General features: G+C 32.0%; 15 protein-coding genes. All 15 read left to right on the forward strand.

All coding sequences use genetic code 11. The features are described from left to right. Position 1 precedes the first annotated feature (1 nt). The 15 genes from rpsE (at position 2) to AABJ49_RS10250 (ending at position 11,823) form a co-directional block, all read left to right on the forward strand. A complete protein-coding gene (gene rpsE / locus AABJ49_RS10180; RefSeq protein ID WP_338378166.1) occupies positions 2 to 526 on the forward strand; it encodes a 30S ribosomal protein S5 in 525 nt (174 codons plus the stop codon). Positions 527 to 541: 15 nt separating this feature from the next. Further along, positions 542 to 721, forward strand: a complete 180-nt coding sequence (gene rpmD, locus AABJ49_RS10185; protein ID WP_338378167.1) for a 50S ribosomal protein L30 — start codon at positions 542 to 544, stop codon at positions 719 to 721. 11 nt (positions 722 to 732) lie between these two features. Beyond that, positions 733 to 1,185: a 50S ribosomal protein L15 gene (gene rplO, locus AABJ49_RS10190; protein ID WP_338378168.1), complete on the forward strand. Its 453-nt coding sequence runs from the start codon at positions 733 to 735 to the stop codon at positions 1,183 to 1,185. Between the two features lie 16 nt (positions 1,186 to 1,201). Next, complete coding sequence (gene secY, locus AABJ49_RS10195; protein ID WP_338378169.1) at positions 1,202 to 2,551, forward strand: preprotein translocase subunit SecY; 1,350 nt, start codon at positions 1,202 to 1,204, stop codon at positions 2,549 to 2,551. A gap of 7 nt (positions 2,552 to 2,558) precedes the next feature. Continuing rightward, positions 2,559 to 2,774 (forward strand): translation initiation factor IF-1, encoded by a 216-nt coding sequence (infA, locus tag AABJ49_RS10200; protein WP_008254466.1) that lies wholly within the window; start codon positions 2,559 to 2,561, stop codon positions 2,772 to 2,774. A gap of 10 nt (positions 2,775 to 2,784) precedes the next feature. Continuing rightward, the gene (gene ykgO, locus AABJ49_RS10205; RefSeq protein ID WP_073370549.1) at positions 2,785 to 2,901 is read left to right on the forward strand and encodes a type B 50S ribosomal protein L36; all 117 of its coding nucleotides are present in this window, start codon (positions 2,785 to 2,787) and stop codon (positions 2,899 to 2,901) included. A gap of 2 nt (positions 2,902 to 2,903) precedes the next feature. Then, entirely contained in the window at positions 2,904 to 3,278 is a 375-nt protein-coding gene (rpsM, locus tag AABJ49_RS10210; RefSeq protein ID WP_338378170.1) for a 30S ribosomal protein S13, read from the forward strand. An 8-nt stretch (positions 3,279 to 3,286) separates the two neighbouring features. Continuing rightward, positions 3,287 to 3,670, forward strand: coding sequence for a 30S ribosomal protein S11 (gene rpsK, locus AABJ49_RS10215; RefSeq protein WP_026717875.1), 384 nt, complete (start codon positions 3,287 to 3,289; stop codon positions 3,668 to 3,670). A 118-nt stretch (positions 3,671 to 3,788) separates the two neighbouring features. Beyond that, positions 3,789 to 4,394, forward strand: coding sequence for a 30S ribosomal protein S4 (rpsD, locus tag AABJ49_RS10220; RefSeq protein WP_338378171.1), 606 nt, complete (start codon positions 3,789 to 3,791; stop codon positions 4,392 to 4,394). Positions 4,395 to 4,415: 21 nt separating this feature from the next. Then, positions 4,416 to 5,408, forward strand: coding sequence for a DNA-directed RNA polymerase subunit alpha (locus tag AABJ49_RS10225; protein WP_338378172.1), 993 nt, complete (start codon positions 4,416 to 4,418; stop codon positions 5,406 to 5,408). Positions 5,409 to 5,469: 61 nt separating this feature from the next. After that, the gene (gene rplQ, locus AABJ49_RS10230; protein WP_338378173.1) at positions 5,470 to 5,976 is read left to right on the forward strand and encodes a 50S ribosomal protein L17; all 507 of its coding nucleotides are present in this window, start codon (positions 5,470 to 5,472) and stop codon (positions 5,974 to 5,976) included. A 250-nt stretch (positions 5,977 to 6,226) separates the two neighbouring features. After that, complete coding sequence (gene carA / locus AABJ49_RS10235) at positions 6,227 to 7,345, forward strand: glutamine-hydrolyzing carbamoyl-phosphate synthase small subunit (RefSeq protein ID WP_338378174.1); 1,119 nt, start codon at positions 6,227 to 6,229, stop codon at positions 7,343 to 7,345. Positions 7,346 to 7,537: 192 nt separating this feature from the next. Then, positions 7,538 to 8,830 carry a phosphopyruvate hydratase gene (gene eno, locus AABJ49_RS10240; RefSeq protein WP_338378175.1) on the forward strand — a complete coding sequence of 431 codons (1,293 nt, stop codon included), beginning with the start codon at positions 7,538 to 7,540 and terminating at the stop codon, positions 8,828 to 8,830. Positions 8,831 to 9,053: 223 nt separating this feature from the next. Beyond that, positions 9,054 to 11,009, forward strand: coding sequence for a histidine kinase (locus AABJ49_RS10245; RefSeq protein WP_338378176.1), 1,956 nt, complete (start codon positions 9,054 to 9,056; stop codon positions 11,007 to 11,009). A 52-nt stretch (positions 11,010 to 11,061) separates the two neighbouring features. Beyond that, positions 11,062 to 11,823, forward strand: coding sequence for a LytTR family DNA-binding domain-containing protein (locus AABJ49_RS10250; RefSeq protein WP_338378177.1), 762 nt, complete (start codon positions 11,062 to 11,064; stop codon positions 11,821 to 11,823). The last annotated feature ends 74 nt before the right edge of the window (positions 11,824 to 11,897 follow it).

Here is an 11,897-nt window from a genome sequence, read left to right on the forward strand (position 1 = left end):
TATGATCAATAATTATAAAAATGTAGAACTAGTAAAACCAGGAGGACTTGATTTAAAAGACCGTTTGGTGAATGTTAATCGTGTTACTAAAGTTACAAAAGGAGGTAGAGCATTCGGTTTCTCTGCAATTGTAGTGGTAGGTGATGAAAACGGTGTAGTTGGTCATGGTTCAGGAAAATCTAAAGATGTTTCAGAAGCTATTGCAAAAGCAGTAGAAGATGCAAAGAAGAACTTAGTTAGAATTCCTTTACGCGGGCAATCAGTACCTCACGAACAAAAAGGTAAATTTGGTGGAGCAAGAGTATTTTTAATACCAGCATCTCATGGTACAGGAGTTATTGCAGGTGGTGCAGTACGTGCCGTACTTGAGTCAGTGGGTATTCATGATGTATTATCAAAATCTCAAGGTTCATCAAATCCTCATAATGTAGTTAAAGCTACTTTCGATGCATTATTGCAAATGAGAAGTGCTTATACAGTTGCAAAACAAAGAGGAATATCTTTAGAAAAAGTATTTAAAGGTTAATAATTCAAGGAAAAAATGGCAAAAATAGTAGTAAAACAAGTAAGAAGCAAAATCAATTGTCCTCTTGATCAAAAGAAGACTCTTATTGCTTTGGGTCTAAAAAAAATGGGACAAGTTGTTGAGCATGATGACAACCAAGCTATCCTTGGAATGGTAAACAAAGTAAAACACTTAGTTTCTGTTGAAACTAAATAACATATACAGTTATGAATTTAAGTAATTTACAACCAGCGGAAGGTTCAACGCACAACCAAAATAAAAGATTAGGTAGAGGAGAAGGTTCTGGTAAAGGTGGTACTGCATCACGTGGACACAAAGGAGCTAAATCTCGATCTGGTTATTCTAAGAAAATTGGTTTTGAAGGAGGGCAAATGCCACTTCAGAGACGTGTTCCTAAGTTCGGATTTAAAAATATTAACAGAAAAGAATACCAAGGTGTTAATCTTGATACACTTCAACTGTTAGTTGATAACGGAGTAGTAACTGACACTGTAGATTTTACAGTTTTAGTAGATACAAGATTAGCAACAAAGAACGAATTAGTTAAAATTTTAGGTAGAGGCGAATTAAAAGCTAAGCTTAAAGTGAGTGGACATAAATTCACTGCTACTGCAAAAGCTGCTATTGAAGCTGCTGGAGGAGAAGTAGTAATCTTATAATATATAGTATAGTAAAATGAAGAAATTTATAGATTCTTTAGTCAATGTTTGGAAAATCGAAGAGTTGAGAAACAGAATTTTGTTAACTCTAGGTTTATTATTAGTGTATCGTTTTGGTGCACAAGTGACACTTCCAGGTATCGACGCTACTAAACTAGGAAATTTAACCGACCAAACCGATCAAGGTATTGGTTGGTTAATTGACGTTTTTACAGGTGGGGCATTCTCACAAGCATCTATTTTTGCTTTAGGAATTATGCCTTATATTTCTGCTTCGATTGTTGTACAATTGATGGGAATAGCAGTGCCTTACCTACAAAAACTTCAAAAAGATGGTGAAAGTGGAAGAAAAAAGATAAATCAAATCACAAGATGGTTGACTATTGCAATTACTTTAGTTCAAGGTCCTGGATATATTTATAATCTTTATTCAACACTTCCTCCTGATGCATTTTTATTAGGATTTAATTCATTCCAGTTTTTATTCTCTGCAGTTTTAATCTTAGTTACAGGTACAATTTTTGCTATGTGGTTAGGGGAAAAAATTACAGATAAAGGAATTGGAAATGGTATTTCATTATTAATTATGGTGGGAATTATCGCTAGAATGCCACAAGCATTCATGCAAGAGATAGCTTCAAGAACTTCTCAAGCAAATGGTGGTGCACTTATGATAGTTTTGGAAATCATTATATGGTTATTGGTGATAGTAGCATGTATATTATTAGTAATGGCAGTGAGAAAAATTCAAGTTCAATACGCACGTAGAACAGTTTCTGGTGATTTTGAACAAGATTTAATGGGTGGAGGAGACAGACAATTTATTCCTTTAAAATTAAACGCATCGGGTGTAATGCCAATCATTTTTGCTCAAGCAATTATGTTTATCCCAGCAGCATTAGCAGGATTATCGCAATCTGACGGTGCTCAATCAATAGCTACAATGTTTAAAGATCCATTTGGATTAGTATATAATTTAGTATTTGCATTATTAATAATTGTATTTACTTATTTCTATACTGCGATTACAATTCCAACAAATAAAATGGCAGATGATTTAAAAAGAAGTGGTGGTTTTATTCCTGGTATTAAGCCAGGATCTGAAACTTCAGATTTCTTAGATAAGATTATGTCTTTAATAACTTTTCCAGGTTCACTTTATCTTGCTGTTATCGCTGTGTTCCCAGCTATAGCTGTTAGTCTAATGGGTGTTCAAGGTTCATGGGCTTATTTCTATGGAGGTACATCGTTATTAATTATGGTAGGAGTTGCAATTGACACTATTCAACAAATAAATTCTTATTTATTGAATAAACATTATGATGGGTTGATGAAAAGTGGTAAAAACAGAAAAGCAGTAGCTTAATTATTTTATGGCAAAACAATCAGCAATAGAACAAGACGGAACAATAATTGAAGCATTATCAAATGCGATGTTTCGAGTAGAATTAGAAAACGGGCACATTGTAATTGCTCACATCTCTGGAAAAATGCGAATGCATTATATCAAATTATTACCTGGTGATAAAGTGAAACTAGAAATGAGTCCTTACGATTTGTCTAAAGCAAGAATCACATATAGATACTAAATCTAATAGCATGAAAGTAAGAGCATCAGTTAAAAAAAGAAGTGCCGAGTGCAAAATTGTACGAAGAAAAGGCAGATTATACGTAATCAACAAAAAGAATCCTAGATTTAAACAAAGACAAGGATAATTATGGCAAGAATAGCAGGGGTAGATATACCTAAACAGAAAAGAGGAGTTATTGCTTTAACATACATTTTTGGTATTGGTAATAGCAGAGCTAAAGAGATTTTAGAAAAAGCTCAAGTTAGCGAAGATAAGAAAGTTTCAGATTGGAATGATGATGAGATCGGAGCAATTCGTGAAGCAGTATCATTTTTCAAAATTGAAGGTGAATTACGTTCAGAAGTTCAATTAAACATCAAACGTTTAATGGATATCGGATGTCAAAGAGGAATTCGTCATAGAGCGGGACTTCCTTTAAGAGGTCAAAGAACTAAAAACAATTCTAGAACTAGAAAAGGTAAAAGAAAAACTGTTGCTAACAAGAAAAAAGCAACTAAATAATAAGTAATATGGCTAAGGCAACTACAAAAAAACGTAAAGTTATTGTTGAATCAACAGGAGAAGCTCATATTAGCGCAACTTTTAACAACATCATTATTTCTTTAACAAATAAGAAAGGTGAAGTTATTTCTTGGTCTTCAGCAGGTAAAATGGGCTTTAGAGGTTCTAAAAAGAATACTCCATACGCAGCTCAAATGGCAGCAGAAGATTGTTCAAAAGTAGCTCTTGATGCTGGTCTTAAGAAAGTAAAAGTTTACGTTAAAGGTCCAGGAAACGGAAGAGAATCTGCAATTAGATCATTACATAATGGTGGAATTGAAGTTACAGAAATTATTGATGTAACTCCAATGCCTCATAATGGATGTCGTCCTCCAAAAAGAAGAAGAGTTTAATCAAATATATTTACTATATTTGCACTCTTAAAAATAAATTATAAGTATAACCAAGATAGAATTACGATTATCGAAGGATTAGACCTGAATTCATAATCTCTATCTTAAACAATTAGAAATGGCAAGATATACTGGTCCAAAAACTAAAATTGCTCGTAAATTTGGCGAAGCAATATTCGGAGAAGACAAAGCCTTCGAAAAAAGAAATTATCCTCCTGGACAACATGGAATGTCTAAAAGAAGAGGAAAAAAATCTGAATACGCAATCCAGTTAATGGAAAAGCAAAAAGCTAAATATACCTATGGTATTTTAGAAAAACAATTTAGAAATTTATTTGAAAAAGCTTCTGCAGCTTCAGGTGTAACTGGTGAAATCCTTTTGCAACTTTGCGAAGCAAGATTAGACAACGTTGTTTACAGAATGGGTATTGCTCCTACTCGTAGAGGTGCTCGTCAAATCGTTTCTCATAGACATATTACTGTTAATGGAGAATTAGTAAATATTCCTTCTTACCACCTTAAAGCTGGTGATAAAGTTGCAGTTCGTGAAAAATCTAAATCTTTAGAAGCTATCGACCGTTCTTTATCTAATGCATCTCAAGTTTATGAGTGGATTACTTGGAATAATGATACTAAGGAAGGTACTTTTGTATCAGTTCCTCAAAGACTTCAGATTCCAGAAAACATCAAAGAGCAACTAATCGTAGAGTTGTATAACAAATAAAAAATACACATTAGTCGAATTATGGCAGTATTTAATTTTCAGAAGCCCGATAAAGTTATCATGATCGATTCAACCGATTTTGAAGGTAAATTTGAATTTAGACCTTTAGAACCTGGTTACGGATTGACTGTTGGTAATGCACTTAGAAGAGTTTTACTTTCTGCATTAGAAGGTTTTGCAATAACATCAGTAAGAATTGAAGGTGTAGAACATGAGTTCTCTACAATTCCTGGTGTAGTTGAAGACGTTACAGAAATTATCCTTAATCTTAAACAAGTACGTTTCAAACGTCAAATTGAAGATATCGATAATGAATCTGTTTCAATGTCTTTATCAGGTAAAGAAGTGTTAACTGCAGGTGATTTTCAAAAATTCATCTCTGGTTTCCAAATCTTAAATCCAGATTTAGTAATCTGTAACCTTGATAGCAAAACTTCAATCAATATGGAATTATCTATCGAAAAAGGTAGAGGATATGTTCCAGCAGAAGAAAACAAAAAAGCAAATGCACCAATTGGTACAATATATACTGACTCAATTTACACACCAGTAAAAAATGTTAAGTATTCAATTGAAAACTTCCGTGTGGAGCAAAAAACTGACTATGAAAAGTTAGTTTTCGAAATCCAAACTGACGGTTCTATCAATCCAAAAGATGCATTAACTGAAGCAGCTAAAACGTTGATTCATCACTTTATGTTGTTTTCTGATGAAAGAATTACACTTGAGGCTGATGAAATTGCTCAAACAGAATCTTATGACGAAGAGTCATTACACATGAGACAGTTATTAAAAACTAAACTTGTGGATATGGATTTATCAGTAAGAGCATTAAATTGTTTAAAAGCAGCTGAAGTTGATACTTTAGGAGACTTGGTTTCTTTTAACAAAAACGACTTAATGAAATTCCGTAACTTTGGTAAAAAATCTTTAACAGAATTAGATGAACTAGTTGCTGTGAAAGGTCTTACTTTCGGAATGGACTTAGCAAAATATAAATTAGATAAAGAATAAATTACTTCATATTTTGCTCTCCAAAGCGGATAGTAGCAAGATGAAGGTTAAATAAAAAGTCATGAGACACGGAAAAAAATTCAATCATTTAAGTAGACAAAAAGGACATAGAGCAGCTATGCTTGCAAATATGGCTTGTTCACTTATTGAGCACAAACGTATCAATACTACAGTTGCTAAAGCAAAAGCTTTAAAACAGTTTGTTGAACCGTTAGTAACAAAATCAAAAGAAGATACAACTCATAATCGTCGTATTTGTTTCGCTTATTTAAGAGATAAATATGCTGTAACTGAATTATTCAGAGAAGTAGCTGCTAAAGTTGGAGATCGTCCAGGTGGATACACACGTATCATCAAGTTGGGTAATCGTTTAGGAGATAACGCTGATATGGCAATGATTGAGTTAGTTGACTTCAATGAATTGTACAACGGTGGTAAAAAAGAAGAGAAAAAAGGAAGAAGCCGTCGTGGTGGAAAAGCTAAAAAAGCTGAAACTACTACTGAAGCTCCTGTTGCAGAAACTCCTGCTCCTGAAACTTCTGAAGAATCTACTGATAAAGCAGAATAATGAATACCAATTCATAAATAGAAAAAAGGATAAGCTAATTTTTAGTTTATCCTTTTTTTTTAGATTTATTTTTTGAAGCATTATGGTTTGGACATTATTTAGCAGTGTATTTCCTGCTGTCCATTCTATCTTTTTTTACAAAAAAGGATGCCATTCCCATCAGGGCTAAAATAGAAACTATTTTATTGTTTATAAACTTATTTTTTTAGAAAAAAGAATTACACTAAATTTGCAAAACAACACACATCAAATGCAATATACTACTAAACAAAAAGCCATCGTTTTATTAGCAGATGGAACAGTCTTTCACGGAAAATCAATCGGAATTAGCGGTACAACTTTTGGCGAAGTTTGTTTCAACACTGGAATGAGCGGTTACCAAGAAATTTTTACAGATCCATCTTATTTCGGACAAATCATGGTAACTACCAATCCTCATATTGGAAATTACGGAGTAAGTTTAAATGATGTAGAATCAAACGGAGTAAAAATAGCTGGATTAATTTGCAAAAACTTCAGTTTTAATTATTCTCGTCCAGATGCTTCTGAAAGTTTATATGATTATTTTGAAAAACAAAATATCGTTGCTGTGTCGGATGTTGATACAAGAGCATTGGTAAGTTATATTAGAGATAACGGAGCGCAAAATGCAATTATCTCAACTGACGGAACTTCAATAGAAGACTTGAAGAAACAATTATCCAACGTTCCAAACATGAAAGGTTTAGAACTATCTTCAAAAGTTTCTACAAAAGAACCTTATTTCTTCGGTGACGAAAATGCAACTTATAAAATCTCAGCTTTAGATTTAGGAATAAAAACCAATATTCTGAGAAACTTAGCAAAAAGAGATTGTTACATTAAAGTATTTCCTTTTGATGCTTCTTATGAAGATTTAAAAAGCTTTAATCCTGACGGATATTTCTTGTCTAATGGACCTGGTGATCCAGAACCTTTGCATCAAGCACAAAACACAGCAAAAGAAATTATAACCAACAACAAACCTTTATTCGGAATTTGCTTAGGACATCAAGTAATAGCTTTAGCAAACGGAATTTCGACATACAAAATGTTCAACGGTCACAGAGGAATTAATCATCCTGTGAAAAATTTATTGACAGGTAAAGGTGAGATTACTTCACAGAATCACGGTTTTGCCGTTAATAAGGAAGAATTAGAAAAACATCCAGACATGGAAATCACGCATTTACATTTAAATGATGACACTGTTGCAGGAATGCGAATGAAATCTAAAAACTGTTTTTCTGTACAATATCATCCAGAAGCAAGTCCAGGGCCTCATGATGCAGAATATTTGTTTGATACTTTTATAGAGAATATAAAAAACCACAGTTTACAAAAGGTATAAGATAAATTATCTAGCCCTGATTGTAGTGGAAATCCTCGTAGAGATTGTAACGAAAATCAGGAATATGGTAGCTAAATAAAACGCAAGCCTTTCGCTTCAAAAGTACTAAAACGTTATCGTTTATAAGTTTATTAGCCTTTAAAATATAGAATGTTTAAATTTGTTTATCCAATTTTAAAAAATCATTAAAAAATGAGCATAATTATTAAAGTACACGCAAGACAAATATTAGATTCTCGCGGAAATCCAACAGTAGAAGTTGATGTAATTACAGAAAATGGAATTTTAGGAAGAGCTGCTGTGCCAAGTGGCGCTTCAACAGGTGAACATGAAGCTGTTGAATTACGTGATGGTGGAAAAGCTTACATGGGAAAAGGAGTTTTAAAAGCGGTTGAAAATGTAAATACAGAAATTGCTGCTGAAGTTGTGGGAATGTCAGTTTTTGAACAAAATGCCATTGACAAAATGATGATTGAATTGGATGGCACACCAAACAAATCTAATTTAGGAGCTAATGCCATTTTAGGAGTTTCTTTAGCCGTTGCAAAAGCAGCTGCAAACGAATTAGGAATGCCTTTATACAGATATGTTGGTGGCGTTTCTGCTAATACTTTACCAGTTCCAATGATGAATATCATCAATGGTGGTTCACATTCAGATGCTCCAATTGCCTTTCAAGAATTTATGGTTATGCCTGTAAAAGCAAAAAACTTTACACATGCTATGCAAATGGGAACTGAAATTTTCCATAACCTTAAAAAAGTATTACACGATAGAGGTTTATCAACAGCAGTTGGTGATGAAGGAGGATTTGCTCCAAACTTAGAAGGTGGAACAGAAGATGCTTTAGATTCTATCAAATTAGCAGTTGAAAATGCTGGTTATACTTTTGGCGATGATGTAATGATTGCTTTAGATTGTGCTGCAGCAGAATTTTTTGTAGATGGAAAATATGATTATTCAAAATTTGAAGGACCAACAGGAAAAGTAAGAACTTCTCAAGAACAAGCAGAGTATTTAGCAGAATTAACAAAAAAATATCCTATCGTTTCTATTGAAGATGGAATGGACGAAAACGACTGGGCAGGTTGGAAAACTTTAACTGAATTAGTTGGTGATAAAGTACAATTAGTTGGAGATGATTTATTTGTTACAAATGTAGAAAGATTAGCGAAAGGAATTGCAAACAATACGGCAAACTCAATCTTAATTAAAGTAAACCAAATTGGAACTTTATCTGAAACCATTGCAGCTGTAAACATGGCACACAATGCTGGGTATACATCAGTAATGAGTCACCGTTCTGGAGAAACAGAAGATAATACCATTGCAGATTTAGCTGTAGCATTAAACTGTGGACAAATCAAAACAGGTTCAGCTTCACGTTCAGATAGAATGGCAAAATACAACCAATTATTAAGAATCGAAGAAGAATTAGCTGATGTAGCTTATTTTCCAGGAATGAAAGCTTTTAAGCAGAAATAAGATCTGTAAATAATACATAAAAACAACCCTTCTAGAGTTTCAAACTCTAGAAGGGTTTCTTTTTTTAACCCATTTAGAAAGTAAGAAATTTAAGATTTTCTAAATGAAACTAAATTCCTAAATGGTTTGAAATTAATCAAATTCTCATCCAAAACACTCAAATTCTAAATCACTATAAATTCCTGAAAAGGAAATGTTACATTTGTTAATCAATAGTAAATAAATGAGAACAAAAATATTTCTACACTTTTTTTTGATCATTTCAATAGTTGTTCAAGCACAAGACAAAGTGATGGACAGTTTGCAGAATGAACTAAAAAAATCAAAAAATGATATTGATAAAACAATAGTTTTAAATGCTATTGCTGATCAATTCAAATATTCAGATCCAAATAAAATGGCTAAATATGGAAACCAAGCCTTACAATTAGCCAAAAAAATTAAGTATAAAGTTGAAGAAGGAAATGCTTATTTAAACATTGGAACTTCAAACATCATTTTAGGAGATTATAAAAAAGCATTGGATAATTTTATTTTAGCTAAAGATGTTTTTGAAGGAATCAACACTTCATCTACTAAAAAAGAAGTGGTTCAAGGTTTAGCCAAAGCATATGGAAGTATGGGAATTGTGTTTTCGGAACAAAGTAATTATGCAAAAGCACTACAATACTATCTAAAATCAGTAAAAATTTATGAAGATTTAAAAGACGAAAGTAAATGTTCAAAAATTTATAACAACATTGGAGTCGTTTATAAATCACAACATTCAGATTTTAAAGCTTTAGAATATTTTATAAAAGCACAGAAATTACAAGAGAAACTAAATGATGTTAATGTCGGAATCACTTTAACCAACATTGCAAATATTTACCTCAATCAAAAAAGTTTAGACAAAGCTTATGAATATTACACTTTAGCCAAAAAAGCATTAGATAAAAATCCAAATCCAAGAGCTTTAGGAGAATGGTATAATAATATGGGTTTGTATTTTAGAGAGAAAAATCAAGATAATAATGCTGTTTCAAGTTGGAATAATGCAATTGATACTTTTACAAGCATTGATGATAAATTCGGATTAGCAGATACTTATATTTTTCTTGGAGAATTTTATTTAGAGGAAAATCAATTAGATGAAGCACTATTTAATACAAATAAAGCATTGACTTTAGCCACTGAAATTAATGTATTAGAACAGAAAGCAATTTCAGAAAAACTATTAAGTGAGATTTATGCTAAAAAAGGTAACTCAAATTTAGCTTTAGAACATTTTCAAAAATATAGCGTGGCAAAAGACAGCTTGACTAATGAAGAAAACATCAGAAAATCAGTCGAAGCTTCCATGAATTATGAATTTGAAAAGAAAGATTTACTACAGAAGGAAGAAAACGAAAAAAGAGAATTATTACTAAAAGAAGAAGCTAAAAGTGCTAAATTAAAATTAATATTCGGAGCATTAATTGCTTTGTTGTTATTCGGAATTGGATTTTTAATATACAACAGAACGCAACTTAAAAAGACACTTACCTTGCAAAAAGAATTAGCTGAATACGAACAAAAAGCGTTGCATTTACAAATGAATCCACATTTTGTATTCAATTGTTTGGGTTCAATTTCGAGTTTTATTGTGCAAAACGGAACAGACTCAGCCATAAAATATTTGTCAAAATTTTCAAAATTAATGCGATTAACTTTGGAGTATTCCAAAGAATCTTTAATTCCAATTGATAAAGAAATAGAAAGTCTACAAAATTATTTGGAGCTGGAGCAACTACGATTTAATCACAAATTTAATTTTAACATTCAAAAAAGTCCCGAAATTGAAGATGATGTTGCGCTTCCTCCTTTAATAATTCAACCTTTTGTGGAAAATGCTATTATTCATGGAGTAATTCCAAAAAAAGAACTTGGAAATGTAACTATTGATTTTTCGATAAAAGGTGATTCCCTAATTTGTACTATTTTAGATGACGGAATTGGAATTAATCAATCCAAATTAAATAAAGAAAATTCAGTTTTAGCACACAAATCAATGGCTTTAGACATCATCAAAAAACGTTTAGAAATGATTGCTTCATCAACATCCAAAAAAGCCACCATTGAAATTGAAGAATTAATTGAAAATAATGAAATAAAAGGAACAAAAGTGATTTTGCAATTACCGTTACAATACATAGTATAATCTATTGCAAACCCATTTAGCCTTTTAAACCCATAAACTTTTAACCTAAAAAATGATAAAAGCTATATTAATTGACGATGACCAAAACCTAAGAGAAGGAATGAAAGGTTTGTTGGAACGATTTGCACCCAATATAAAAATCATTGGTGAAGCAGATAGTGTTGCAACGGGAATCGAAGTAATGGATACTTTGAAACCACAAGTAGTTTTTTTAGACATTCAGTTAAATGACGGAACAGGTTTTGATATTTTGGAACAATTGGCTGTTAAGAATGGAACTATAAAATCAAACATAGTTTTCATTACAGCTCACGAACAATATGCTATTAAGGCCTTTAGGTTTAGTGCTTTGGACTTTTTATTAAAACCAGTTGATCCAGATGAATTGCAAAAGGTAATTTTGAAAATCGAATCGGTTTTAGAGAAAACTAACGATTATGCTCATATAGATTTACTGTTGGAAAACATCAGAAGGAAAGTAGATAATTTCAAGCGAATAGCTCTTTCTACTTCAGACGGAATTCATTTGTTTGAGATTAGTGATATCATTCGATGTGAAAGCGAAGATAATTACACCAAGTTTTACATTAAAAATAGTAAACCAGTACTGATTTCAAAAACATTAAAAGAATACGAAGAATTATTAACCGAACACGGATTTGAAAGAATACATCAATCACATTTAATAAATTTGAATTATCTGAAATCTTACATTAAAAAAGACGGTGGTTATGTTATTATGGCTGATGAAAGTCATCTGCCCATTTCACAACGAAAACGTGAACGCTTACAAGAAATTTTGAAAACCATTTAGCGAATTCTAATTCAAAACATACATTTACTCATTGAGTGCCAAAAAATAAATAAAACAGTATTAAATTTATACAA

It is taken from the genome of uncultured Flavobacterium sp. (genome assembly GCF_963922255.1).
Taxonomy (GTDB): Bacteria; Bacteroidota; Bacteroidia; order Flavobacteriales; family Flavobacteriaceae; genus Flavobacterium.